Annotated in this window: 25 protein-coding genes and 1 pseudogene; 14 read left to right on the top strand and 12 right to left on the bottom strand. The window is 62.2% G+C overall.

Annotation, left to right across the window (positions count from 1 at the left end; all coding sequences use genetic code 11):
• Positions 1–108: 108 nt before the first annotated feature.
• The 3 genes from NKJ72_RS22665 to NKJ72_RS22655 all read right to left on the bottom strand — a co-directional run bounded on the left by NKJ72_RS22665 (position 109) and on the right by NKJ72_RS22655 (position 3,087).
• Positions 109–891 (bottom strand): ATP-binding cassette domain-containing protein, encoded by a 783-nt coding sequence (locus NKJ72_RS22665; protein WP_352479483.1) that lies wholly within the window; start codon positions 889–891, stop codon positions 109–111.
• A gap of 2 nt (positions 892–893) precedes the next feature.
• Positions 894–1,955 carry an ABC transporter permease gene (locus NKJ72_RS22660; RefSeq protein ID WP_352479482.1) on the bottom strand — a complete coding sequence of 354 codons (1,062 nt, stop codon included), beginning with the start codon at positions 1,953–1,955 and terminating at the stop codon, positions 894–896.
• Positions 1,956–2,109: 154 nt separating this feature from the next.
• Entirely contained in the window at positions 2,110–3,087 is a 978-nt protein-coding gene (locus tag NKJ72_RS22655) for a sugar ABC transporter substrate-binding protein (protein WP_502894341.1), read from the bottom strand.
• Positions 3,088–3,353: 266 nt separating this feature from the next.
• Between NKJ72_RS22655 and NKJ72_RS22650 the strand changes: the two genes are divergently transcribed.
• From NKJ72_RS22650 to NKJ72_RS22625, 6 genes are all read left to right on the top strand, one after another.
• Positions 3,354–4,583 carry an ROK family transcriptional regulator gene (locus NKJ72_RS22650; protein ID WP_352479481.1) on the top strand — a complete coding sequence of 410 codons (1,230 nt, stop codon included), beginning with the start codon at positions 3,354–3,356 and terminating at the stop codon, positions 4,581–4,583.
• A 2-nt stretch (positions 4,584–4,585) separates the two neighbouring features.
• Positions 4,586–5,032, top strand: coding sequence for an RbsD/FucU family protein (locus tag NKJ72_RS22645; protein ID WP_352479480.1), 447 nt, complete (start codon positions 4,586–4,588; stop codon positions 5,030–5,032).
• Complete coding sequence (locus NKJ72_RS22640) at positions 5,029–5,952, top strand: carbohydrate kinase family protein (RefSeq protein WP_352479479.1); 924 nt, start codon at positions 5,029–5,031, stop codon at positions 5,950–5,952. The genes NKJ72_RS22645 and NKJ72_RS22640 overlap by 4 nt, the downstream gene beginning before the upstream one ends.
• Before the next feature lie 252 nt (positions 5,953–6,204).
• Complete coding sequence (locus NKJ72_RS22635) at positions 6,205–7,347, top strand: DegT/DnrJ/EryC1/StrS family aminotransferase (protein ID WP_352479478.1); 1,143 nt, start codon at positions 6,205–6,207, stop codon at positions 7,345–7,347.
• Positions 7,348–7,364: 17 nt separating this feature from the next.
• Positions 7,365–7,571, top strand: coding sequence for a hypothetical protein (locus NKJ72_RS22630; protein ID WP_352479477.1), 207 nt, complete (start codon positions 7,365–7,367; stop codon positions 7,569–7,571).
• A 217-nt stretch (positions 7,572–7,788) separates the two neighbouring features.
• Entirely contained in the window at positions 7,789–8,808 is a 1,020-nt protein-coding gene (locus NKJ72_RS22625; protein WP_352479476.1) for an LLM class flavin-dependent oxidoreductase, read from the top strand.
• A 51-nt stretch (positions 8,809–8,859) separates the two neighbouring features.
• On the opposite strand, the gene NKJ72_RS22620 is transcribed toward NKJ72_RS22625, so the two are convergent.
• The 3 genes from NKJ72_RS22620 to NKJ72_RS22610 form a co-directional block, all read right to left on the bottom strand.
• Positions 8,860–9,342 (bottom strand): RES family NAD+ phosphorylase, encoded by a 483-nt coding sequence (locus tag NKJ72_RS22620; protein ID WP_352479475.1) that lies wholly within the window; start codon positions 9,340–9,342, stop codon positions 8,860–8,862.
• The gene (locus tag NKJ72_RS22615) at positions 9,339–9,773 is read right to left on the bottom strand and encodes an Xre family toxin-antitoxin system antitoxin (RefSeq protein ID WP_254819913.1); all 435 of its coding nucleotides are present in this window, start codon (positions 9,771–9,773) and stop codon (positions 9,339–9,341) included. Before NKJ72_RS22615 ends, NKJ72_RS22620 begins: the two co-directional genes overlap by 4 nt.
• 68 nt (positions 9,774–9,841) lie before the next feature.
• Positions 9,842–10,468 (bottom strand): CDP-alcohol phosphatidyltransferase family protein, encoded by a 627-nt coding sequence (locus tag NKJ72_RS22610; RefSeq protein ID WP_352479474.1) that lies wholly within the window; start codon positions 10,466–10,468, stop codon positions 9,842–9,844.
• A 234-nt stretch (positions 10,469–10,702) separates the two neighbouring features.
• On the opposite strand from NKJ72_RS22610, the gene NKJ72_RS22605 reads away from it, so the two are divergent.
• On the top strand, positions 10,703–11,215 hold the full coding sequence (locus NKJ72_RS22605) for a phosphatidylglycerophosphatase A family protein (RefSeq protein WP_352479473.1): 513 nt from the start codon (positions 10,703–10,705) through the stop codon (positions 11,213–11,215).
• Between the two features lie 473 nt (positions 11,216–11,688).
• Here the strand turns inward: NKJ72_RS22605 and NKJ72_RS22600 are convergent, their stop codons facing one another.
• The gene (locus NKJ72_RS22600) at positions 11,689–13,083 is read right to left on the bottom strand and encodes a Do family serine endopeptidase (RefSeq protein ID WP_352479472.1); all 1,395 of its coding nucleotides are present in this window, start codon (positions 13,081–13,083) and stop codon (positions 11,689–11,691) included.
• Positions 13,084–13,329: 246 nt separating this feature from the next.
• Here NKJ72_RS22600 and NKJ72_RS22595 point away from each other — a divergent pair, with 246 nt between their 5' ends.
• The 4 genes from NKJ72_RS22595 to NKJ72_RS22580 all read left to right on the top strand — a co-directional run bounded on the left by NKJ72_RS22595 (position 13,330) and on the right by NKJ72_RS22580 (position 15,804).
• Entirely contained in the window at positions 13,330–13,692 is a 363-nt protein-coding gene (locus NKJ72_RS22595) for a hypothetical protein (protein WP_352479471.1), read from the top strand.
• A 250-nt stretch (positions 13,693–13,942) separates the two neighbouring features.
• Complete coding sequence (locus NKJ72_RS22590; protein ID WP_352479470.1) at positions 13,943–14,413, top strand: Hsp20 family protein; 471 nt, start codon at positions 13,943–13,945, stop codon at positions 14,411–14,413.
• Positions 14,414–14,488: 75 nt separating this feature from the next.
• Positions 14,489–14,983, top strand: a complete 495-nt coding sequence (locus NKJ72_RS22585; RefSeq protein WP_254819880.1) for an Hsp20/alpha crystallin family protein — start codon at positions 14,489–14,491, stop codon at positions 14,981–14,983.
• A 74-nt stretch (positions 14,984–15,057) separates the two neighbouring features.
• Positions 15,058–15,804 (top strand): NADH dehydrogenase ubiquinone Fe-S protein 4, encoded by a 747-nt coding sequence (locus NKJ72_RS22580; protein ID WP_352479544.1) that lies wholly within the window; start codon positions 15,058–15,060, stop codon positions 15,802–15,804.
• Here NKJ72_RS22580 and NKJ72_RS22575 read toward each other — a convergent pair.
• Complete coding sequence (locus NKJ72_RS22575; RefSeq protein WP_352479469.1) at positions 15,780–16,088, bottom strand: hypothetical protein; 309 nt, start codon at positions 16,086–16,088, stop codon at positions 15,780–15,782. The two genes, NKJ72_RS22580 and NKJ72_RS22575, sit on opposite strands and share 25 nt — an antisense overlap.
• 70 nt (positions 16,089–16,158) lie before the next feature.
• Here NKJ72_RS22575 and NKJ72_RS22570 point away from each other — a divergent pair, with 70 nt between their 5' ends.
• Positions 16,159–16,524, top strand: a complete 366-nt coding sequence (locus NKJ72_RS22570) for an SPW repeat protein (protein ID WP_352479468.1) — start codon at positions 16,159–16,161, stop codon at positions 16,522–16,524.
• Positions 16,525–16,616: 92 nt separating this feature from the next.
• Here NKJ72_RS22570 and NKJ72_RS22565 read toward each other — a convergent pair whose 3' ends face one another.
• Genes NKJ72_RS22565 through NKJ72_RS22555 form a run of 3 tightly spaced genes read right to left on the bottom strand, consistent with a single transcriptional unit; the run spans position 16,617 to position 19,565 of the window.
• Complete coding sequence (locus NKJ72_RS22565; RefSeq protein ID WP_352479467.1) at positions 16,617–17,759, bottom strand: two-component system sensor histidine kinase NtrB; 1,143 nt, start codon at positions 17,757–17,759, stop codon at positions 16,617–16,619.
• An 11-nt stretch (positions 17,760–17,770) separates the two neighbouring features.
• Entirely contained in the window at positions 17,771–19,258 is a 1,488-nt protein-coding gene (gene kaiC / locus NKJ72_RS22560; RefSeq protein WP_352479466.1) for a circadian clock protein KaiC, read from the bottom strand.
• Positions 19,245–19,565 (bottom strand): circadian clock KaiB family protein, encoded by a 321-nt coding sequence (locus tag NKJ72_RS22555; RefSeq protein WP_352479465.1) that lies wholly within the window; start codon positions 19,563–19,565, stop codon positions 19,245–19,247. The genes kaiC and NKJ72_RS22555 overlap by 14 nt, the downstream gene beginning before the upstream one ends.
• 258 nt (positions 19,566–19,823) lie before the next feature.
• On the opposite strand from NKJ72_RS22555, the gene NKJ72_RS22550 reads away from it, so the two are divergent.
• Both NKJ72_RS22550 and ftsH read left to right on the top strand, forming a co-directional pair.
• The gene (locus NKJ72_RS22550) at positions 19,824–20,606 is read left to right on the top strand and encodes a Crp/Fnr family transcriptional regulator (protein WP_352479464.1); all 783 of its coding nucleotides are present in this window, start codon (positions 19,824–19,826) and stop codon (positions 20,604–20,606) included.
• A 116-nt stretch (positions 20,607–20,722) separates the two neighbouring features.
• A complete protein-coding gene (gene ftsH / locus NKJ72_RS22545) occupies positions 20,723–22,657 on the top strand; it encodes an ATP-dependent zinc metalloprotease FtsH (RefSeq protein ID WP_352479463.1) in 1,935 nt (644 codons plus the stop codon).
• Between the two features lie 313 nt (positions 22,658–22,970).
• On the opposite strand, the pseudogene NKJ72_RS22540 reads toward ftsH, so the two are convergent.
• Positions 22,971–23,312 (bottom strand): annotated as a pseudogene (locus NKJ72_RS22540) (protein-L-isoaspartate O-methyltransferase family protein); the annotation flags it as partial.
• Between the last annotated feature and the right edge of the window lie 248 nt (positions 23,313–23,560).

Below are 23,560 nucleotides of genomic sequence, written 5' to 3'. Positions count from 1 at the left end.
CCGGATGTTCAATCGATTCAGGCGACCGAAAGCCGGGTTGCCCTGCGGCAATTTGGCATTTGGAAACAGCGCGTTCGGGTTCCTCGGCGATGGGCCTCAAGCTGTTGCTCAAGCTGCCAGCGCCGCTTCCGGCGGCACTTTGGCGCCGGTCATGAAGGCGACGGCGTCGGACATCGTATACTGCTTCGGATCGATGACACACAGGCGACGGCCAAGCCGGTGAATGTGGATGCGGTCGGCCACCTCGAAGACATGCGGCATGTTGTGTGAAATCAGCACGATCGGCAGGCCTCGCTTCTTCACGTCGAGGATCAGTTCGAGGACGCGGCGGCTCTCCTTGACGCCAAGTGCCGCCGTCGGCTCATCCATGATCACCACCCGGCTGCCAAAGGCGGCGGCGCGCGCCACCGCCACACCCTGACGCTGGCCGCCAGAAAGCGTTTCCACGGCCTGGCTGATGTTCTGGATGGTCATCAGGCCAAGCTCCGTGAGCTTGTCGCGGGCGCGCTTTTCCATCGCCGGGCGATCGAGCATGCGCAGCCATTCGCCGAGGAACCCCGGCTTGCGGATCTCCCGGCCGAGGAACATGTTGTCGGCGATGGACAGCGCCGGCGACAGAGCCAGGTTCTGGTAGACGGTCTCGATGCCGGCCTCGCGGGCCTCCATCGGCGACTTGAAGGCAACGGGCTTGCCTTCAAGCCGGATCTCACCTTCATCGGGCACGACCGCGCCGGAAATCGCCTTGATGAGCGACGATTTGCCGGCGCCATTGTCGCCGATGACGGCAAGGATTTCGCCCGGATAGAGATCGAAATCGGCATTGTCGAGTGCGGTGACGCGACCGTAGCGCTTGACCAGGCTGCGCGCGGTGAGGATGGGTTCCTGGGTCATGGCTATGCCGAAACCTTTCTGATCCATTGATCGATCGCCACGGCGCCGATGATCAGCACGCCGGTGAGCAGCACCTTCCACTGCGGATCGGCGCCCAGCATGTTGAGGCCCATCGAGACGACGCCGACGATCATGGCGCCGAACAGCGTGCCGAGGATCGAGCCGCGCCCGCCGAACAGCGAAATACCGCCGATCACCGTCGCGGTGATGGCCTGAAGATTGTAGTCGGTCACGGCGGCGGAAGGCGAGATCGAGCCATTGCGGCCGATGGAGACCCAGGCTGCGAAGGCGGCGATCAGCCCGGCAAGGGCATATACCGTCACCAGCACCTTCTTCGTCTGGATGCCCGACAGTTTCGCGGCCTCCTGATCGTCGCCAACCGCGTAGACATGGCGGCCCCACGCGGTGTGGTTGAGCACGTACCAGAGGACCAACACGAGAACGACCATGGCAATGACGCCAAGCGTCAGCACGGCCGTGCCGACCTTAAAGCTCAAGGCAAACAGGTGCAGCAGAGGCGCCTGAACGTCGACGTCGGTGTCGCGGATCGTCTCATTGGCCGAATAGATGAAGTTGGTGGCCATGACGATGTTCCAGGTGCCCAGCGTCACGATGAAGGGCGGCAGCTTCATGTAGGCGACCAGCACCCCGTTGAGCAGACCGCATGCGCCACCAGCGACAAGCCCGATTGCCACCGCGAGCACGGCCGGCATACCGTAGCTGACCGCGCAATTGCCCATGATCACAGCCGAAATCACCATGATCACGCCAATCGACAGGTCGATGCCGGCGGTCAGGATGACCAGCGTCTGCGCGGCGCCCAGAATGCCGACAATGGCGATCTGCTGAAGGATCAGCGTCAGCGTATAGGATGAAAAAAAACGCCCGCCGATGGTGATGCCAAAGATAATTATCGCGAGAACCAGCACGATCAGCGGAACCGCTGCCGGCGTGGAATGCAGGAAATGCTGGGCGCGCTTGACGGCCGATTTATGCTCGTCGAACGCGGCGACGCTTGTGTCGCTGCTCGATAAAACTTTTTCGAATTCTTGTGCTTGAGACATGTTTCCTCCCCTGGGCTTCAGCCAACAGCCAACGCCGTCCACGCCTTCCGGTCTGCCGCCGGGACTATTTGCGCTTAGACCGGCACATCGTCCACCCTGAGCGGCCGGGGATCAAGCCCCGGCCGATCGCGATCTGTTGCCGGTCAGGCCAGCCTCAGCCCCAGCACTTGGCGAGGCCTTCCTTGGTGTCGATGGACTTCACACCGTTGGCGGGCTTGTCGGTGACAAGGTTGACGCCGGTGTCGAAGAAGTTCTTGCCTTCGGTCGGCTTCGGCTTCGTCCCGTCCTTGGCGAAAGTGGCGATCGCCTCGATGCCGAGCGCCGCCATTTGCAGCGGATATTGCTGCGAGGTAGCGCCGATCACGCCTTCGGTGACCGACTTCACCCCGGGGCAACCACCGTCGACCGAGACGATCAGCACCTGGCTTTCGAGACCGACGGCCTTGAGCGCCTGGTAGGCGCCGACAGCTGCCGGCTCGTTGATGGTGTGGATGACGTTGATGGTGTTGTCCTTCTGCAGAAGGTTCTCCATCGCCTTGCGGCCGCCCTCTTCATTGCCGTTCGTCACGTCATGGCCAACGATGCGCGGGTCGTCCTCGTCGCCAATCTTGTTGGGGTCCTTCACGTCGATGCCGAAGCCCATCATGAAGCCCTGGTCGCGCAGCACGTCGACCGTCGGCTGCGACGGCGTCAGGTCGAGGAAGCCGATCTTGGCATCCTTGGCCTTATCGCCGAGCGTCGCAGCGGCCCATGCGCCGATCAGCTTGCCGGCTTCCAGATTGTCCGTCGCGAAGGTCGCGTCAGCCGCATCGATCGGATCAAGCGGCGTGTCGAGCGCGATCACCAACAGCCCGGCGTCCCGCGCTTTCTTCACCGTCGGCACGATGCCCTTGGTATCGGACGCGGTGATGAGGATACCCTTGGCGCCGTCGGCGATACAGCTCTCGATTGCAGCTACCTGGCTCTCGCTGTCGCCGTCGATCTTGCCGGCGTACGTCTTGAGATCGACGCCAAGCTCCTTGGCCTTGGCCGTCGCACCTTCCTTCATCTTGACGAAGAAGGGATTGGTGTCGGTCTTGGTGATCAAGCAGGCGCCGACCCCGGCGGCCGACGCCGTCGACGCAAAGGCCATCAGGCTCAGTCCGGCCGCAGCGAACACGGTGGATTTCAACAGTTTTGACGTAGTCACGATTTTCCTCCCATGGAACCATTTAGGATGCCGGCCAACCGACATCTGCAGCGCGTCCGACGAAATCTCCCAGCATCGGCGCCGATCCCAAGAGACACCAGTCCGCCAGCACTGTCAATAATTAAATCACTCTTATTTATTATTGACAACGCAGGATTGTTCACCCACTCTAGACCAAAAGCATTGAGGGGAAACGACGGAGGAACAGGGTGGAGACCGGCGTTACGAGGCACGGTTCGCCCAATGCGGCCGAAAGCCGTCTGCACCGCGGCACCAATCAGAGCGGCATGCGGGACCACAATGAGCGGCTGGTGCTGTCGCTGGTGCGCCAGCATGGCAGCCTGGCCAAATCCGACATTGCACGCATGACCGGCCTTTCGGCGCAGACGGTCTCGGTGATCATGCGCGAGCTGGAGGAGGACGACCTGCTCGTCCGCCAGGCGCCGTTGCGCGGCAAGATCGGCCAGCCCTCGATACCCATGGCGCTCAATCCCGACGGTGCCTATTTCATCGGCCTGAAGATCGGCCGCCGCAGCGCCGAGCTGGTGCTGATCGATTTCCTCGGCAACGTACGCTCGATGCTGCAGCATTCCTACCGCTACCCTGCCCCGCGCGAGACGGTGGAATTCGTCACAGGCGGCATGAACAAGATGCGCGGCGAGCTCACCCCGGCGCAAGACAAGCGCATTGCCGGGCTTGGCATCGCCATGCCGTTCGAATTGTGGAACTGGGCCGATACCGCCGGCGCACCGCGCGAAATCATGGACGAATGGCGCCATCGCGACATCCGCGCCGACATCCAGGCGCAATGCGAATTTCCAGTCTATCTGCAGAACGATGCCACCTCGGCCTGCGGTGCCGAGCTCGTGTTCGGTCACGCGGCAGGTGCGGCACGCGATTTCGTCTATTTCTACATCGGCGCCTTTGCCGGCGGCGGCATCGTGCTGAACGGCCGGTTGTTTGGCGGCCCAACCGGCAATGCCGGCGCGCTGGGCTCGATGCCGGTGCCCGGGCCGGACGGCAAGCCGACGCAGTTGATCGACGTGGCGTCGATCGCCATGCTGGAAAAGGCGCTCAACGCGCGCGGCATCGAGGCCTCGCATCTGTGGACATCACCGGGGGACTGGGGCGAGATCGGCGCCGAGCTCGATGACTGGATCGCCAGCGCCTCGCAGGCGCTGGCCTATGCCATCGTTTCGGCGTCCTCCGTCATTGATTTCGAAGCCGCAGTGATCGACGGGTGGATGCCGATTGCCGTGCGCAGGCGGCTTGTCGATGCCGTCATCCAGGCCATCGGCCGGATCGACGGCGAGGGCCTGAGACTGCCGGCCATTCGTGAGGGAACCGTCGGCATTCATGCGCGGGCGCTGGGTGGCGCCAGCCTGCCGCTGTCGGAGCGCTTCCTCATCGGTTCGACCACGATTTCCCGGAGCTTCTGAGCATGCTGATCGGCATCCCGGCGCTGCTCGGCCCGGAGTTTCTGGCGATATTGCGCGCCATGGGCCATGGCGACGAGATAGCCTTGGTCGACGGCAACTACCCGGCCGAGCAGCAGGCACAGCGGCTGATCCGCGCCGACGGTCATCATCTCGTCCCGGTGCTCGATGCGGTATTGAGCGTATTGCCGGTCGACGACGCCGTGCCGCAGGCGCTGTTTCGCGCCTCGGCCAAAGGCGATCCCCAGCTCGCCGATCCGGTTCACCATGAGATGGAAGCGATCTGCGCCAGCCGTGCGCCGGGCCGCAAGGTGGTTGCGCTTGCCGGCGCCGACTTTTATGCACGGGTCAAGGCCGCACACGCGATCGTCGCGACGAGCGAGCCGCGGCTTTATGCCAACATCATCATTCGCAAGGGCGTGATCTATCCGCCGGAAAGCAAGACTTCATGATCCTCTGCTGTGGCGAAGCCCTGATCGATATGCTTCCCCGGACCACGACGGAGGGCGAGTCGGCCTTTGCGCCCTATGTCGGCGGTGCCGTCTTCAACTCGGCAATTGCGCTTGGCCGGCTCGGCGCGCCCGCTGCCTTCTTCTCCGGCCTGTCGTCGGATCTGTTCGGGGGCCAGCTCAGGGAGGCGCTGGGAGCCAGCAAGGTCAGTTCCACCTATGCACACACCTCGCCGCGCCCGACTACGCTCGCCTTTGTGCGGCTCAACAACGGCCAGGCGACCTACACCTTCTATGACGAGAACACCGCCGGGCGCATGCTGACCATCGAGGACCTGCCGGAACTCGGCAGCGAGATCGAGGCCATGCTGTTCGGCGCCATCAGCCTGATCTCGGAGCCGGCCGGGTCGGCCTATGAAGAGTTCATGCGACGCGAGCATGAGCGCCGAGTGATGATGCTCGACCCCAACATCCGGCCAAACTTCATTCCCGACAAGGCCAAGCACCTCAGGCGCATCCGCAACATGATGGCGATGGCCGACATCGTCAAATTGTCGGACGAGGATCTGAACTGGTTCGGCGAAGCCGGCTCGCATGAGGACGTCGTGCGCAACTGGCTGGAGCGCGGCCCGAAGCTGATCGTCGTCACCCACGGCAGCGAGGGCGCGGTCGGTTACAGCAGCCGGCACCGGGTCACGGTCGTGCCGGACAAGGTCGAGGTGGTCGATACGGTCGGCGCCGGCGACACATTCAATGCCGGCATCCTTGCCTCCTTGCACGAACAGGGCCTGTTGTCGCGGACGGCAATCGCCAGCCTGCCGGAAGAAGCCATCCATAAGGCGCTGACGCTCGGCGCGAAAGCCGCGGCTGTGACGGTCTCGCGGGCCGGCGCCAACCCGCCATGGCGGCATGAAATCGCCTGACCGGCTGGCAACACGCTCAAGGACTGTCTGCCGCGATCACTTTATGTTTCGTCGACCCGGCGGGACCGGCTGTGAAGGTCCATATCGAGCCGGCCGAAGCCCGGATTTCCCCGCGTTTAAGAGAGCAGGTCGGAAGTCAGCGGTAACAGGCTGCGACATTTGAGCAATTCAGGGTTTTGCCCTGCGGCTTTCTCGGCCGTGCCAAGTCTGCTACCAGCGGCCGGTTATCTGACTAAACCGTTTGAGGCCGACATGCAGTTCATCGATCTTGGCGCGCAGCGCGAACGCATCCGCGACAGGCTGAAAGCGGCAATCGACCGGGTCGTCGACGAAGGCCGCTATATCCTCGGACCTCAGGTCACCGAATTCGAAAACAAGCTCTCCGCCTATATCGGCACCAAGCACGTGGTCGCTTGCGCCAACGGCACCGACGCGCTGCTGTTGCCGCTGTTTGCCGCCGGCATCGGCCCGGGCGACGCGGTGTTCGTGCCGAGCTTCACTTTTGCCGCCACGGCCGAAGTGGTGGCGCTGACCAAGGCCGAACCGGTGTTCGTCGATGTCGATGCCGACAGCTACAATATCGACACCGCCAGCCTCGAGGCGGCAATCGCCATGATCAAGGCGGAAGGCCGGCTGAGGCCGAAGGCAATCATTCCCGTCGACCTGTTCGGCCTCGCCGCCGATTACGAGGCGATCATGGCCATCGCCGATCGCGAAGGCCTGATGGTCATCGAGGATGCGGCGCAGGCGACCGGGGGCTCGGCCGACGGCAAGATGTGCGGCTCGTTCGGCACCGTCGGCTCGACCAGCTTCTATCCGGCAAAGCCGCTCGGCTGCTATGGCGACGGCGGTGCGATGTTCACCAATGACGATGCGCTGGCCGAACAGCTGCGCTCGTTCGCCTTTCACGGCAAAGGCGAAACGCAATACGACAATGTCCGCGTCGGCATCAATTCACGGCTCGACACGCTTCAGGCGGCGATCCTGATAGAGAAGCTGGCCATCCTCGAGGACGAGATGGTGGCGCGGCAAGCGGTCGCCAATCGCTATGCCGAAGGTCTGGGCGATATCGTCAAGGCGGCGCGCAATCTGGGCGGCGGCCGCTCGGCCTGGGCGCAATACGCCATCGAAACGCCGAAACGCGACGGGCTCAAGGTACATCTCGGTGAAAAGGGCATTCCGTCGGTCATCTACTATGTGAAACCGCTGCACAGCCAGATTGCCTATCGCGACTATCCGCGCACGCCGACCGGCCTTGCCGTTTCGGAAGAGTTGCCGAAGCGCATCCTGTGCCTGCCGATGCATCCCTATCTGAGCGAGGCTGACCAGGACCGGATCATCGAAACGATCCGTAACTATATCGGCTCGAATTCGGCGCATGTAGCGGCGGCATAATTCGAAAGCTTCGAAGCGTGGTCGCGGATTACATCGACGAGTTCATCATGTTCTGCGCCGGGTTGTGGATGGCTGGCGTCGGCTTCGGATTTTTCTCGGATCCCTCTCAAGCTCGCCCCGGCCAACGGCAGGCATGGTGGACCAACTTTGGAACCCATTTTAAATGGATGGGGCCGCTGTTGATCATCATCGCGATAGTGCTCGCATTCGCGGCGCCTTCCTAGCGGACCCCTATTTTGGTGTCGACCAGCGTCACACGTCGCCACGCGTCCATTTTCGGGTCGCATATTGTGCTTCTGCATTGCCAAAACTCGTCGCCTGCCCTCACGCCAAATCGGCCGGAGCGGCTTTGAAGAGTGCCGTTAGGGCAACATTTTTGAAGTGCTTTGCTCCGCGTCGAAGCATAGTCTGCACCTGTCTTCCCTCTAGGCTGGCTATTTCATGAAGAAGATTGGTTTCCTCTCGTTCGGGCACTGGACGCCCTCGCCGCAATCACAGACCCGGACGGCATCTGATGCGCTTTTGCAGTCCGTCGAGCTGGCTGTCGCGGCCGAGGAGCTGGGTGCAGACGGCGCGTATTTCCGCGTGCATCACTTCGCGCGCCAGCTCGCCTCGCCCTTCCCTCTGCTGGCAGCGGTTGGGGCGAAGACCAGCCGAATCGAGATCGGCACGGCGGTGATCGACATGCGTTACGAGAACCCGCTCTATATGGCGGAGGACGCCGGTGCCGCCGACCTAATCGCCGGAGGGCGTCTGCAACTGGGCATCAGCCGCGGCTCGCCGGAGCAGGTAATCGAGGGATGGCGCTACTTCGGCTACGCCCCGCAAGAGGGCGAGAGCGATGCCGACATGGCCCGCAGACACACCGGAGTGCTGCTCGAAGTGTTGCTGGGCAAAGGCTTTGCGCAGCCCAACCCGCGGCCGATGTTTCCCAACCCGCCTGGCCTGCTTCGCGTCGAGCCGCACTCGGAGGGCCTGCGCGAGCGCATCTGGTGGGGCGCCGCCACAAACGCCACCGCTGAATGGGCGGCGAAACTGGGGATGAACCTGCAGAGCTCCACGCTCAAATTCGACGAGGGCGGAAAGCCGTTTCACATCCAGCAGGCCGAACAGATCCGGGCTTTTCGTGAGGCCTGGAAGGCGGCCGGACACACGCGCGAGCCCCGGGTGTCGGTCAGCCGGAGCATTTTTGCTTTGGTCGACGATCGCGACCGGGCCTATTTCGGCGGCAACCAAAGCGGAGATCATTTCGGTTATATCGAGGCAGACAGGCTTGCCGTCTTCGGCCGCTCCTATGCCGCCGAACCGGACGTCCTGATCGAGCAGCTAAAGGGCGACGAAGCCATCGCCGAGGCCGATACGCTGCTGCTTACCGTCCCCAATCAGCTCGGCGTCGACTACAATGCCCACGTCATCGAGGCGATCCTGACCCATGTCGCTCCGGGCTTGGGCTGGCGCTGACGAGTTTGAGCAATCGACCGCAGGAGGCAGGAACCTCCCTCCCGGCCCCGCTCAGGAACCGAACAGCCGCCTGTCCCAATACACGGGCTGATGCAGGCTGGCTGTGATCAAGGCAAACTCCGGATGGGCCGGATTGATCAACACATTGTTGTCGAGGCGAGCCACGACGCTTGGTACGATTACGATCGCGCTGCGGCGCTCGATACACCAAGTCTCACCGAATTCCTTGCTCACCTTTGCCGGCATTACGTCCCAACCCGGCAGCGACGGCTGAGAAAAGGTCTCGTAGCTCAACCCGCGCGGAACCATGATCTGGACGTAGTGCTGGTTGGGCGGCAGTCTGCCGCTGCCGTGCACTAGCTTTTCCAGCAAGGCAGTCGAATAATGCTCGCTGGCGTAGATCACCGGGCTTCCGGGCGTGTTCCAGCGGCCGGGCGCAATCGTCGAGCCCGTCGCGTCAAAGATCGGATAAGTGCCGGCAGGATCGCCCATCCTGAAGCACAGCAGCGTCCGATCGAGTATCTGCGCCGTCAAGCGGCGGTGCCGTACTTCAGGCCTGCAAGGATATCGATCACCAGCTCGGCGCCGATCTCGTTCTGGATGACCATTTCGATCGGGCGCCGGTCTTCCAGCATGGGATGAGGCCGAAATAGAAAGTCACGAGCCTCATCTTCGACCTTCCAGACGTCGAGGGCCAAGTCCCATACACGAGCAACTCGTGCCACCCGCATGCCCTCTTCCGAAGACAGTCGAAGAGCACCCCTCTTGCGACGTTCATAGGTTGCCTTTGGAACGAGGCGATATTTGAACTGGGCATCGGCCGGTGCCAGCAATTGTGAGACGCGTTCGAGCGCGCCGATGGGCAATCCGTCTTCAATTCGAGCCATCAGCCCGAATGGCGACCGTGCAGCCGTTTCCTTGGGCGGCAAGCCCAGCACGTCGGCGACATTTCCGAACGCCAGCATCATCACTGCCTCCTCATGTGAAGCATGATATACCTTCATGTGAGACTACGCGCAAGTGGGCTGCAGTCTCACGGCTGCTTTCCGTCGGCTCGTTTCAGCATCGTGAATGCGCGACTGATCCGTTGCAGCGCTGTGGCGTTGGCCAGCACTGCGTAAAGCGCGAACCCACCCGCCAGAATCCAGGGCGATGCCGCGCCCAGGGCGGCCGCGACTCCGTCGGCTGCGAGCAGCACGCAAATGAAAACCAGACGTTCCATCCGCTCGAAGAAATCCGGCCAACCATGGTTTTCCACAGGGATTTCCAGCGCCGTCCGCGCCTTGGCGTAACTTGTGAGTATCCCGCCGGCGAACGCGAACATTGCGATCGCCCACAGATCGGCGACCCAGCCGATTGCCGCAAAGACGGCCAATTCCTGATAACGGTCGACGACGGCATCGAAATAGCCACCGGCCTTGGTGCTCATATTTGTCCGGCGGGCGACCGCACCGTCCAGCGCATCGAAGGTGAAGGCAAACGCCAGGCAGAGGCCGAAGGCAAGGCTTGAATGGTGGTAGACGTAAGCCGCCGAGGACAAAGCGACGAGCACGAGCCCGCTGGCCGTAACCTGGTTCGGCGTCATGCCGATCCCGATCAGCGGAGAAGCGGCCTGCTCCCATAGCGGGTCGATGCGACTTTTCATGAGACCGGCGATCATGGCGGCTCCTCTGATGATGTCGTTTCACCGAGCTTTACCAGCAATTTGCGGGTTTGTTCCACCGTCGCTACCGTTCCAATTGGTCAAAGCGGGCCGAGACCGGGCTCAGCAACATTCCCAACTCGCCGCAACAGCGATTTCTTTCGGCGAATGCGGCCGGCGCATTAAGGCGCTGGCCAGGCTGACGGAGCAGATCGGCCGACGGTCTGGCGGCCGCGCCCGAACGATGTGACTATGATTGCTTGCCATCCGTCGGAAGCCGGCCGAAACTCGATGCATAAATTTTCACCCAAGTTCGCTTACCTGCTCGCGACCTCTCTTGGCGCGGGATTGTCTCCAATATGGCCGGGCACGGCCGGCGCAATGGTTGGAGTGGCTGTTGCCGCAGCTCTGATACCGGCATCGCCTTGGCTGACCGCGCTTGCCTATGCGGCCCTGTTTGCCGTCGGCGTATGGGCGTCGTCGCATGTCATCTCCCGAACCGGGACGGAGGACCCGCAGATCGTCGTCATCGATGAGACCTTCGGCGCCGCCGTGACACTTTCCATGCTTCCGATCGACCCACTCTGGTGGGCAGCAGGCTTCCTTGCTTTCCGGTTTTTCGACGTCGTCAAGCCTTGGCCCATCCGTATCATGCATGACAAGGTAAGGGGTGGGGCCGGCATTATGCTGGACGACGCAGCCGCGGCTGTCGTCGCTGGGGCGTTGCTGCTCCTGCTGAACGGTTTGATTGACCATTTGCGGTAACGGCGACATTCGGTCTGCCAAGGCCACGGTGGTCCATCGGAGTTTAGCGCCACAAGGGAAGACCGACCGATGCGAAGCCATGGGATCGCGGCCATTCCAGGCGATGGCATCGGCAAGGGAGTCGTAGCGGCCGGGCTTTGTGCGCTGGCCGTCTGCGCCCTTGGCATCGCCCGCATTCCCGGCGACGACATCGGCGTGCCAGAACGCAGGAGGCATCCGCCGCTCACCGATGGTGTTCGTGTGCCTGCGTGCGGAAACCAAACCCGTCAATTGTTTCGATCATCACCTGTACGGGATCAGGCACACCGTGCGATGACCGCCGCGCGACAAAGCCGTCCGGCCTGACCAAGACAGCACCGCCGCTTTCAACCGAGCGCGGAAGGCCACCGATGGAACGCGCGGCCTCGCCGGAATTGGCGTGCTGTCAATGCGGCCACTTACCAGGAGCGCGCCTAGCCTGACGCAGCGCCGCGTCAGGAAGGGGCCACTGCAACGAAAAGCGATTGTCCTTGCCTTTCGATGCGGAACAGGATGGGCTTTTTCTGCTGGCGGGATTTCGTCCACTCTTGCTGGACATCCGACGGCTGCGTCACGTTGCGGTTGTTGGCCGAGACGATGACGTCGCCAGGCCGAAGGCCGTTCTCGGCGGCGGGGCTATTTGGCGCCACCTCCTGGATAAACACCCCGGTGGTTCCGGGCTGCAGACCGAGTTGTTGACGCGCCTCGTCCGGAATGGGGCTGAGCGACAGTCCGAGCCGTTGGCCCGCCGCTTCCGGACTCGGAACGGCACCGGTCTGCACCTCCTCGTCCTTGCGTTGACCGACGGTCAGTTCCACCTCCTGCTCAGAGCCGCCGCGGTTCCTTGTCAACGTCGCCTTCGACCCTGGCTTTTCGTTCGCTGCCGCCAGCGTCAAGTCATGGACGCCCTGGATGTCTTTGCCGTTGAACCGGGTGATCACATCTCCCGATTGTAAGCCGGCCTTCTCCGCCGGACTGCCGGGCTCGACCGAGGCGACCAGCGCCCCCTTGGTGCTCGATATGCCAAGTGCCTGGGCAATCGACGGTGTCACCTCCTGGAGACGCACTCCGATGAACCCGCGCTCGATCCGGCCGGTGCGGATCAGCTGATCGGCAACGCTTCGTGCGGTTCGGGACGGCACGGCGAAACCGATGCCTATGCTGCCGCCAGACGGAGAGACGATGGCTGTATTGACCCCGATCACTTCGCCGCGTGCGTTAAACAGGGGGCCGCCGGAATTGCCTCTATTGATCGAGGCGTCTGTCTGGAGGAAATCGTCGTAAGGGCCGGCTTGGATGTCGCGCGAGCGGGCGGAAAGAACGCCGACGGTCACGGTTCCCCCGAGGCCGAAGGGACTGCCAATCGCGATCGTCCAGGCCCCCGGCTGCATTGCGTCAGAGTCACCCCAGGCGGTGGTCGTCATGTTGGGGCGTGGATCGACCTTCAGCACCGCGATGTCGGTTGCTGGATCGCGGCCCACAAGTCGAGCGGGCGAAGTCTCCTTATCGGAGAATACGACGCGGATTTCGGTGGAGTCGGCCACGACATGATTGTTGGTGACGATGTAGCCCTCGGGACTGACCACGAAGCCGGAGCCAAGGGCTTCTCGCACCTGCGGCTGGGCAGGCCCGCGGCTGTCGAAGGGATTGAGAAAATCGTCGAGCATCGTTTGGTCCTGGATGATCTGCCTTGTCGTGATCGCGACCACGGCCGGCAGCTTCTGACGCACGATTGCGCTGAAGTCGTTCGGGATTTCCTGTGCTGAAACCGGAGCAAAGCCACCAGCCGAGAGCATCAAAATTCCTGCGACGAAGCCAATGCACAGTCGCTTCCTGGAAATGTAAGACATGATTGGTTCTCCTGCCCGACCGCCCTGGCGCTGCTGCGCGACTTGTCCCAGACGCAAGAACTGACATTCACGGCGATTGTTTCACCGGTTCGAAAAAATGTTGATGGTGGGCTGAACTGCGAAAATGTGGCCTTGCGGGGCCATTGAAATTTGCTCGAAACTCTCCGAAATTTTGGCTGGTGGAAATCGCGAGAGCCACCAAACATGACGTCAACAAAGGAGACTATTCAAAGCGGAGGACCATCGATGGAAGGAGCCATTTCGACGAGTTTTCCCTCAATCGGGCCCGTGGGACCTGATGTTTTTCTTGACCGGTTGCTCCATCCGGCACGGCATTTCGAGCGACCTCAGGACGTGCTGACTGACGTGACGCTGGACGTCCAGGAGAAGCGTGCAATTCTTTCGTCATGGGCATCGGATGCCTGTGCAGTGGAATCGGTGCCGGCGCTGCGCATGCCGCCGGGAGCAACCGAACCGGTCAGCTTCGATGCCATCATGGACGCGTTGCGCCAACTGGATCAATTGGAGAAGCTTCCCGGCGCCGGTCGGGGTCGTGAGATTCACAGCATCGCGGTCACCGGTTTTACAGCATCCGTCGATCGACCTTGAGCGGAGCGCGGCCACGCTCTTCATCCGAGGCATCCGCCCACCGGCGAGGTCCTGCCGGCGGGCGGGATAGACGTGTTCTTCTGCGACCATTCGTCTGGCTGAAAATTTTCCTATAACGCCCTTGAATCCGTAAAGCACTGTTATAAATACCTAATCGCCGGTCGCCAGATGGGGCCGGCGCAAGTCCAGGAGGCGTCAAGGCTCTCTTGGCGTCTCATTGTGTCCATGTTGCTCAAAGGAGGATGTGGCTATGAGGACAAACCTCGATTTTACCCCTCTGTTCCGGTCCAGCATCGGCTTCGACCGCATTTTCAACATGTTGGAAAATGCGAGCCGTGTCACTGCGATAGACAATTGGCCGCCCTATGACATCGCCAAGACTGGTGAGGACGCCTATCGCATCACCATGGCGGTCGCCGGCTTCTCACAGGATCAGCTGACCATCACTCATCAACCTAACCTGCTGGTTGTGAGCGGGTCGCAATCTGGCGACGATGACGGCCAGTATCTCTATCGCGGCATTGCCGGGCGCGACTTCGAGCGTCGGTTCGAACTGGCCGACCATGTGAAAGTCGTCGGCGCCAGCTTGGACAATGGGCTGCTGAACATCGATCTCAAGCGCGAGCTTCCCGAAGAGATGAAGCCGCGCCGCATCGCCATCGCCGGCAGTACGGCAAAGGCGGCGCCTCGGCAGATCGACGCCGAAAAGAACGCAGCCTGAAGTCAGAGTGAATCAGAAGCGACCGGCACCGGCAATCGCCCGGTGCCGCGCGGTTGAACGTGGAGGTGAATGAAGATGAACATGCGTGACCTTATCCCGTGGGGCCGCAACAACAACCAGGCCCCGAGCATCTATAGCGGTGGCGACCCGTTCCTTTCGCTTCACCGCGAGGTAAACAGGCTCTTTGACGATATGTTGAGGAGCTTCGAGACGCGCTTGCCTGCTGCGGGACAGCTTTCGCCTTTCGATAGCGGCTGGCCGAAGGTGGAGATTTCGGAGTCGGATAATGAGCTTCGCGTCACCGCCGAAGTCCCCGGTATGGAGGAGAAGGATATCGAAGTCCTGCTTGAGGAGGACGTGCTGACCCTGCGTGGCGAAAAGCGGTCGGAGACCGACGAGAAGGACTACTCCGAGCGCTTCTACGGTCGCTTCGAGCGGCGCATACCCCTCGGCTACGAGGTCGAGGACGACAAGGTCAAGGCGTCCTTTGCCAACGGCGTCCTGACCCTGACGCTACCGAAGAACCCGAACGCGCAGTCGAAGGTGAAGCGCATCCCGATCACCCACTGACGCATGGAACCAAGTCGGAGGCGGCAGGCCGCTGCCTCCGGGGCATCCTTCGCCAAAAAAGGGAGGGGTGAGTGATGCAGAGGCAAGAAAGAGAAGTCACACCTATCGTAGAAAATCTCGGACCGGCATACGACAAACGCGGGCGAGCGCCGTCGTTCGGCCGATCGGAGTTCCCGCGTGATGCGGTCGCACGAATCTACAAGCCTTGCCGCTCAGTCATGACCTCGGGCCGTGCGCGGCCGAAGGGCTGGCGGCTGGTGTTCGAGCGGCGTACTGCGGCGGTCATTGAACCGCTGATGGGCTACACCGGAAGCGGTGACACGCTGAGCCAGGTGGAGCTCGATTTTCCGACGGCTCAGGCGGCCATCGACTATGCCGAACGCCAGGGGCTTGCCTACGCGGTTCAAGGAAGCCCGGCGGCCGAAAAGTCCAGTGTCGAATCTTCTGATGCGGACAAGCGCCTGCAGGCCGGCGCAGACGTTGTCTGGAACCGCCTCCAGTTGGCTTTGCTGGAGAGCAGACACGGCGGGGTTTCGCAGGCGCCTCATTATGGACCGGCGCTGACGGACCCGGAGGCGTTTTATGCATCGCCGATGGACGTGGTCGTCGATCCTCTTCTGACAGCCGACGAGAAACGCGCCATCCTGCGAAACTGGGCATGGAACGAGTATCTGGTCGATCTCGCGACGGCCGAGGGGATGCCGGAAAACGCGCGTCCGACACGGCTCGACGAAGTGGAATTGGCCCTGCTCGCACTGGAGCCAGTTACGGCTGCGAACCTGGCCGTTTCCATTCCTCAACAGAAGCAGAAGGCAATGTGAGGTGCCGTCATGGATCCGCTGATCGTGCTCGATTGTGAAAATACCGTGCCGAACCGTTTCGCACTGGCCGTCGCCGCGGCGGGGCGGGCTCGCGCGCTCAGCCGGGGCTCTGAGGTCGCCTGTCCGACAAAGTGACCCTGCCCGTCGAACTCGCCCTGCGCGAGATCGCCGGCAACCGCTTCCAGCCCGACGAGGTCAAGCCCTTCGTTCTGGCCGGTTCGGTTCCGCGCGATGGCCGGGTTCGGCCCGGCCGACGAAGAAAGCTTCGCGGTGGCGAGGGGCAATCCCTGGCTGCCGCACCCGCCTTCGCTCAGAGGGCGGTGCACTGACAATGTCCGGAAAGGAGGATGAACAATGGAGAAATGGCTGAAAACTGAAAAACGTCCGGTGATCGATATCGTCAATGTGATCGCCGGCATAGCACTGGTCCTGTCGCCTTGGTATCTCGGCTTTGCGGCTGAACCCCATGCGGCCTGGAACGCCTGGATCGCCGGTGCGGCGATCGCCCTTATCGCCGTGGGTGCGCTGGTTGCGTTCCATGCCTATGAGGAATGGGCAAACCTGGTGGTTGGGCTGTGGACGCTGATCTCGCCTTGGGCCCTCGGTTTTTCGGCCCTGGCAGCGGCCATGTGGGCTCATGTGATCGTGGGCGTCATCGTGGCGGCCCTGGCTGCCGGAAGCCTCTGGTTCTTCGGCGACCGTCCGCTTTCAACGGCCTGACCAGCATCTCCGGCGGGCCCGTTTTCCGGGCCCGCTTTTTTCAACCGCCATGGGGCCAGGCACATCGGTCGCCGAAACACAGGGCCGCCTTTTCACCGACGTGTATTAAGCCGGATCTCGCCCTGCATTTGCGGCTCGTGATTTCCTGTGCTGGGCGCGCGGGGAAGAAAGAGATGAACGCTTGTTCCCTCGCCGACCGCACTCTCGATCCGAACATGGCCCCCAGACTGCTTGATGAAGCCGTAAACCTGGCTAAGCCCAAGTCCGGTTCCGCGGCCATCCGCCTTGGTGGTAAAGAACGGCTCGAACACTTGGGCCAGGACCTCCTTGCTCATCCCGCACCCCGTATCGCTGACCGTGACCCGAACGAAAGAAGCAGCCAGAGCGGCCACGTCTTCGATGTCGTCGGGAGTGTCGCTGGTCTCGATCGCCAGCGTGCCCCTGCCGGCCATCGCGTCCTTGGCATTCACAGCCAGGTTCAGGATGGCGACGTCCAGCTGATTGGCGTCGACGAGGACAGGGCCAAGTGCCGGATCCAGCTCAAGGCTGATGCGGATCCCGTTCCCCAGGGTCCGCTCCAGCAGCATCGTGACGGCTTCGATTCGTCCATTCAGGTCGATTGTCTCCGGATACAGCGACTGTCCGCGAGAGAACGCGAGCAATTGCTGCGTGAGCGCACCGCCGTTTTGCGTTCGTTTGAGCAACTCTTCGATCAAAATCGCCGTGTTCGGATTGGCAGGATCCTCGCGCAGCTGCTTCTGAAGCAGTCGCAGCCCCGATTCGAACACCGCGAGCAGATTGTTGATGTCGTGAACGATGCCGGCAGCGAGCCGGCCGATCGCTTCGAGCTTTTGTGATTGACGTCGACGCTCCTGCTGCGCGCGTTGCGCGGAGACATCGCGAACACTGGCAAGCAGCGCCGGCCTACCGTCCCAGCTAAGCTCAACCGTCCGCATTTCCACTTCGGCTGGTGCTCGATTGGGCCTGTGGACGGTGATTTCCGTGGTTTCACCCGATATGACCGGCCGCCCGAGGGGAACGTGGACGAGATCGGCAGCCGGATAACCGAAGATCGCGGCGGCCGCCGGATTCGCATAAAGCACCGTTCCCGACAGATCGACGACGAGAACCCCGTCGGCGGTGGTTTCGATCAGCCGTCGGAAGTCGAGCTGGCTGATGCCCGCCAGACTTGCGTCGCCGTATTGGTCCAAGATTTCGGCTGCGCGGCGCGCCATCTCAACGCTCCTCACGCCGAGGATGCGGCGGAGTCGCCGAACACGTCGGGCGCGCCATCGAAGGGCTGACCGAGATGCATGCCGCCGCCGTCGATTGTGAAGCGCCGAATCTGCTTGTCATGCTCGCTGCCGCGCATTTTCAGCACCATGATCCCCCGATGCATGAAATCCCCTTCCTGGATGTATCGCAACAGGATGATAGAGTCCGTGAGGGTTGAAATATGCTGTTCGCTGGCACTCTGGCCGCCGACGAGCGATTTGTTGGTGGCCGTGCAAAGGCCAGCGATCTCGTGTTTCTTGATGAAGGAAGTGAGGCTGATCAGGAATTCACGGAAACCGGTCTCTGGTGCGATCCGTTCCAATGCCGACAGGCTGTCGATAGCGATCCGGTCAGGGTTGAACTCCTCAACGAGCTCGCGGATCATCAACAGGTGGTCCGGCAAGTTCTGCGCTTCCGGGTAAATGCAAACGACCTTAAGCCGACCATCCGCCTCCATGGCCTCGAAATCGACGCCCCAGCCGCGCGCATTGCGGAACAGCTGGCCGCGGCTCTCTTCGTAGCCGACCAGCAAGGCACGTTCGCCAGCCGCTGCGCCGCCTGCCAGAAAGTTTGTCACCAGCAGCGTCTTTCCGGTGCCCGTCGCACCGCTGACGAGGGTGACGCTGTCGCGGAAGAATCCACCGCCACACATCCTGTCGAGTTCCGGATTGCCGCTCGTCACCCGCTTGGTGCTGGATTGCTGCTCGAGCCGCAATGAAGACAATGGCACCGCCACTATGCCTTGCTTCACCACAAGCGTGATCGGCACCTCGCCCTCGACGTGGCGGCTGCCCCGCATCTTGAGAACTTCGATCGTGCGCCTGCGCCGCTCGCGGTCGAGTGCGTTGCGCAGGATTACCACGTTGTCGGCAACGAACTCCTCGATCCGGTGGCGGGAGATCTCGCCATACTCGCTGTTGCGTTCGGCGGTCATCAGCACCGTCAAACCGTCCCTCTTTAGCGCCGTCGCGATGCGAAGGAGCTCCCGACGCACCGATGTCTGCTCCGCGACGAAGTGGTCGAACAGCTGCGTGACTGAATCCAGCACGATGCGCTTCGCCGCGGCCTGTCGCGCAGCGTGCAGGACACGCGTCAGCAAACCAGACAAATCGAAATTGCCGATAATCATCTGGTCGTGGTCACGCGGGCTGGCGTCGACGAAGACCAGCTTGTTCATCTCGCGCCAACGGCGGATGTCCCAGCCGAAGCTGGCCATGTTGACCTCGATCTCGACCGGCGATTCCTCGAACGTGACGAAGACGCCGGGCTCGTCGAGCACGGTGATGCCGTGGGCCAAAAACTGCGTCGCAAACACAGTCTTGCCACTGCCCGGCGTGCCTCCGACGATCGTGGTGCGCCCGCGCGGCAGGCCGCCCATCACAAGATCGTCGAATGCCTCGATACCGGTCCTGACGCGTTCGAGCACAGGATCGATGAGGATCTCTTCAGCTGTGGTCATAGCCACTGTCCTTCTTGCGATAACCGAAATAGTCGAGAACCTGAGCGATGTTGCTGATGTCGCCAATCAGCCGGCGCGGAGGAGTGGTTGACTCATCCGAGAGCGTCGGCGTCGCCAGAATGCCGGCCCTTTCCGCCTCTTCAGGATGCGCGAGGACGTCGACGACCTGGATTTCGATATCGCCGGCCAACTCCTCCACGATCCTCAGACGGCTTTCCAGCGCCCGGCGGGCGCCCGGTCCATCGCCGGCGACATAGAGTCGAAGCAGGCCGTTGGCCCCTGGATTGGACCGGTCACTGACGCTCATGTTCACGCCTTGCTGCAGGGAGTTGCAGTTTTTGGCGTGCACGAGGCGCCACGCCGGGGAATCCAGTCGCCGGCATTTTTCTTCCCTCAGCAGCCGTCGGTCTGCCTGGAAGCCGATGCACCACGGCTCGCGCTCGGTGAGGCCTGGATCAGCGCCCCTGTGCAATGTGTAGATAGCCGCGCCCGCCTCGTCTGCGCACTTGTGAACATTTCTCCGCGCCGTCCGTTGTAAACGCCGCCATTTGGAAGGAGGAGCGCGATGGAGAACCCTCGAAAACAACCAGACCCGATCGGAAACAACCTGCTTCGGGCCCTCAGAGCCGACGACTGGGAGATCCTGGAACGGAGGCTCGAACAATGGTCGGCGCCCGCCGGGACCTTGCTGCACGAGCCAGGCGATGCAGTCCGTTACGCCTACTTCCCTCGCGGATCGGCCCTGGTCTCCTACCGCGTCGTGCTGAGCGACGGGCGAGCGATCGAGACTGCGCTCATCGGACGTGAAGGAGCGGTCGGCGGCATCGTCAGTCAAGGGAGACTTCCGGCGTATGCACGGGCCGAAGTTCAACTCGGCGGTTCATTCTTCAGGATCGACCTGCACCATCTCGAAGAAGCCAAATTGCGGTCCTTGACATTGCGTCACCTGTTTGCCCGCTACGCCGATTGCCTGATGGCGCAGGTATTCCAATCCGTCGCCTGCAGCGCAGCGCATTCGATCGAACAGCGCACGGCAAGATGGCTGTTGGCCGCGACAGAACGGACAGGCGCCGAAAACCTGGCGGTGACGCAGGAACAGCTTGCAACAATGCTGGGGGTCGGCCGCTCCTATCTGAGCCGAGTCATTCGAGACCTGAGGCAGCGCGGCGTCATCGAAACCCGGCGCTCCCGGCTTGCGGTACGCAGTCCAGAAGGGCTGCGCTCGCATGCCTGCGAGTGCAATGCGGCCGTCAGCCATCATTTCAACGACGTCTTGAAGGGGGTCTATCCGGCGGAGGAAAACGGCGTGACAGGTGGGCCGGGCATCCCGCACAGGAAAGGACAATGACCGACCCATTGTCGTCGCCGGTCGGTCTGGGCCTCCCACTTTTTTGCGCCGGACCTGGCCTACACCGATGCCGCGCGGGTTGGGCGACCTATATCCGTTTCCCTGTGGAGGCCGCCATGGACATGAGCAACAGAAAGACCCAGTTCAATATCTGGTACTGGATCGCGGCATTCGTGGGCGTGATGGTCGTCCAGTACATCTATGCCACGACGCAACACGTCGCCCAGATACCGTACAGCCAGTTCGAGGCCCTGCTGAACGCCGGCAAAATCGCCGAGGTGCAGGTTTCGGACCGATTCATCCAAGGCCGCTTCAAGGAGCCGCAAGACGGCAGGCCGCTGTTTATCACCACACGCGTCGAGCCGAACCTCGCCCGTGACCTGCAGGAACACGGCGTCACTGTGACTGGCCAGGTCGAAAGTACCTTCCTGAGCGACCTGCTTTCCTGGGTTGTGCCGGTGGTCGTCTTCTTTGGCCTGTGGATGCTGCTTCTAAGGCGCATGGACGGCGGCGTCGGGGGTTTGATGCAAATTGGCAGGAGCAAGGCCAGAATCTATGTCGAAGCCAACACGGGCGTGACCTTCGACCATGTGGCGGGGGTCGACGAGGCCAAGGCCGAACTGCAGGAGATCGTGGATTTTCTCAAGAACCCGGGCGAATACGGCCGCCTCGGAGGACGCATGCCAAAGGGCGTGCTACTGGTCGGGCCGCCGGGCACGGGCAAAACTCTGCTCGCCAAGGCCGTCGCGGGCGAAGCCAAGGTTCCGTTCTTTTCGATCTCCGGTTCGGAGTTCGTCGAGATGTTCGTGGGGGTCGGGGCCGCGCGTGTGCGCGATCTTTTCGAGCAGGCGCGGTCCAAGGCTCCCGCCATCATATTCATCGACGAGCTCGATGCTCTTGGCCGCGCCCGCGGGACCATGGTCGGCGGGCATGACGAAAAGGAGCAGACGCTCAACCAGCTTCTCGTCGAACTCGACGGTTTCGACCCACAGATCGGCGTCGTGCTGCTGGCCGCAACGAACCGTCCTGAAATCCTTGACCCGGCCCTTCTGCGCGCCGGCCGATTCGACCGCCAGGTATTGGTCGACCGGCCCGACAAGCAGGGTCGCATCAAGATCCTGCAGGTCCACATGAGCAAGGCCAAGCTGGCGACGGACGTCGATGCGGAAAAAGTGGCCGCGCTGACGCCCGGTTTCACCGGTGCTGACCTGGCTAATCTTGTGAACGAGGCGACGTTGCTGGCCACGCGCCGCAAGGCGGATGCGGTAACGATGGACGATTTCAACAATGCGGTGGAGCGCATCGTCGCGGGACTGGAGAAGCGCAACCGGCTCCTGAACCCGAAGGAGCGCGAGATCGTCGCCTATCATGAAATGGGTCATGCGCTGGTAGCCATGGCGCTGCCTGGCGTCGACCCGGTGCACAAGGTGTCGATCATACCACGCGGCGTCGGCGCGCTCGGCTACACCATCCAGCGTCCGACCGAGGACCGCTTCCTGATGACACGCGAGGAGCTGGACAACAAGATGGCGGTGCTGCTCGGCGGCAGGGCGGCCGAATGGATCGTATTCGGCCATCTGTCTACCGGAGCCGCCGATGATCTCGCCAAGGTAACCGACATAGCGCGCGCCATGGTGACGCGTTACGGCATGTCGGCAAAACTCGGGCACGTGGCGCTGGAAAAAGACCCACGCTCCTTCCTGAGCCCCAACCCGCTCGCCGGCGGACCGCGCGAGCACGATTACGGCGAAGCCGCCGCCGATGCCATCGACACGGAAGTACGCGACATTGTGGCGGCCGCGTTCGAACGAACCGTCGGCCTGCTCACCGAGCGGCGCGACGTGCTGGAAAGGGCGGCACGCAGGCTGCTCGAGACCGAGACGCTCGACGAGACTGAACTTGCGTCGCTGGTCGGAGACGTCTCGGCGGCGGATCGTGCTGCACGGGATGGGTCTGGTCAGTCGTCGGACAAGAGGAAGCCTGTGCTGCAGCCGGCCAGGACCGCGGCTGCAATCCCCACGCGCGGATCGGGGAAATTTCGGACGCAATGACAATGCCCAGGACTGCTCCCGACGGATGGATCGCCCTTGGAAAGCCGTGCCGCACGCTACGACGGCGACACGCGACATTGATGTCGATCTCTAGGCCTTCGAAATCCAGTATGTGTCGGTTACCAGCCAAGCGTTCTCGATGCCGTCTGCTGGTCGGCCTCGATGATATTGCGCGAGACCGGTGACTTTGCCTCGGGCCCCCTTGAGGGCAAGCCTTCAAGGCCTTTTCTTCATCACTGCGCCTGGCTCCGCTGCAGGGGTAAAACCCGCATGGCACAAGTGGCCGTACGGGAAAGGTATCGCCAGCCCTTTCCAGAAGCATCATGAAGCCTCGTTGGTCTTCGCCCGTGAACGGCAGCGCCATCCGGCCAGCGTCGGACAAATTTGAAAGCCACCGTTCCGGCACGTGCGTCACTCCGGCAAAGGCGACAACGACATCGAGGTCTGGCAGATCAACTGCCTGCGTTGCATCACCGAAAATCACGTCGACATGGGCATAATGAGCAAGATTGCTTTGCACGCGCCGGGCGAGTTCTTCGTCGATCTCATAGGCAATCACGCGTCCTTCAGAACCCGTCAGTTCAGCGAGGATGGCGGTGAAATAGCCGACACCGGCGCCTACCTGAAGGACGGTCTGGCCGGGAGCGATGTTCATATGGTCAAAAACCAAGGCCCAAAGCGACGGCAAACCCCGCTGTTTAGTCCGCACTTTTCGTCAAGTGAGACCAGAACGTCGTGGTAAATCTCATGAAGTGCGGCTGAAGGGCTGGTATGGACCGCCCCGATCTGCAATCTCGAATGGATACGCCATGGCCCGTTGCCGAGGTAGTGTTCGCGCGGAACCTTTGCGAAGGCCTCGATGACAGCAGGGTTGTGCAAGACCGGGGACGAGACACACAGGTC

It is taken from the genome of Mesorhizobium sp. M0045, from assembly GCF_040323385.1.
GTDB lineage: Bacteria > Pseudomonadota > Alphaproteobacteria > Rhizobiales > Rhizobiaceae > Mesorhizobium.
The sequence above is the reverse complement of the archived record's forward strand: the minus strand, read 5'-3'. Positions and strand labels throughout refer to the sequence as shown.

Coding starts and splice junctions, on each gene's coding strand:
- NKJ72_RS22610 (WP_352479474.1), bottom strand. CDS start 10,468: ATGATCGCCGGTCTCATGAAAAGTCGCATCGACCCGCTATGGGAGCAG.
- NKJ72_RS22565 (WP_352479467.1), bottom strand. CDS start 17,759: ATGGCGCGCCGCGCAGCCGAAATCTTGGACCAATACGGCGACGCAAGT.
- NKJ72_RS22660 (WP_352479482.1), bottom strand. CDS start 1,955: ATGTCTCAAGCACAAGAATTCGAAAAAGTTTTATCGAGCAGCGACACA.
- NKJ72_RS22570 (WP_352479468.1), top strand. CDS start 16,159: ATGGAGAAATGGCTGAAAACTGAAAAACGTCCGGTGATCGATATCGTC.
- NKJ72_RS22625 (WP_352479476.1), top strand. CDS start 7,789: ATGAAGAAGATTGGTTTCCTCTCGTTCGGGCACTGGACGCCCTCGCCG.
- NKJ72_RS22585 (WP_254819880.1), top strand. CDS start 14,489: ATGAACATGCGTGACCTTATCCCGTGGGGCCGCAACAACAACCAGGCC.
- NKJ72_RS22555 (WP_352479465.1), bottom strand. CDS start 19,565: ATGAGCGTCAGTGACCGGTCCAATCCAGGGGCCAACGGCCTGCTTCGA.
- NKJ72_RS22590 (WP_352479470.1), top strand. CDS start 13,943: ATGAGGACAAACCTCGATTTTACCCCTCTGTTCCGGTCCAGCATCGGC.
- NKJ72_RS22640 (WP_352479479.1), top strand. CDS start 5,029: ATGATCCTCTGCTGTGGCGAAGCCCTGATCGATATGCTTCCCCGGACC.
- NKJ72_RS22645 (WP_352479480.1), top strand. CDS start 4,586: ATGCTGATCGGCATCCCGGCGCTGCTCGGCCCGGAGTTTCTGGCGATA.
- NKJ72_RS22550 (WP_352479464.1), top strand. CDS start 19,824: ATGGAGAACCCTCGAAAACAACCAGACCCGATCGGAAACAACCTGCTT.
- NKJ72_RS22665 (WP_352479483.1), bottom strand. CDS start 891: ATGACCCAGGAACCCATCCTCACCGCGCGCAGCCTGGTCAAGCGCTAC.
- NKJ72_RS22595 (WP_352479471.1), top strand. CDS start 13,330: ATGGAAGGAGCCATTTCGACGAGTTTTCCCTCAATCGGGCCCGTGGGA.
- NKJ72_RS22615 (WP_254819913.1), bottom strand. CDS start 9,773: ATGCTGGCGTTCGGAAATGTCGCCGACGTGCTGGGCTTGCCGCCCAAG.
- kaiC (WP_352479466.1), bottom strand. CDS start 19,258: ATGACCACAGCTGAAGAGATCCTCATCGATCCTGTGCTCGAACGCGTC.
- NKJ72_RS22655 (WP_502894341.1), bottom strand. CDS start 3,087: ATGGCCTTTGCGTCGACGGCGTCGGCCGCCGGGGTCGGCGCCTGCTTG.
- NKJ72_RS22600 (WP_352479472.1), bottom strand. CDS start 13,083: ATGTCTTACATTTCCAGGAAGCGACTGTGCATTGGCTTCGTCGCAGGA.
- NKJ72_RS22605 (WP_352479473.1), top strand. CDS start 10,703: ATGATTGCTTGCCATCCGTCGGAAGCCGGCCGAAACTCGATGCATAAA.
- NKJ72_RS22635 (WP_352479478.1), top strand. CDS start 6,205: ATGCAGTTCATCGATCTTGGCGCGCAGCGCGAACGCATCCGCGACAGG.
- ftsH (WP_352479463.1), top strand. CDS start 20,723: ATGGACATGAGCAACAGAAAGACCCAGTTCAATATCTGGTACTGGATC.
- NKJ72_RS22580 (WP_352479544.1), top strand. CDS start 15,058: ATGCAGAGGCAAGAAAGAGAAGTCACACCTATCGTAGAAAATCTCGGA.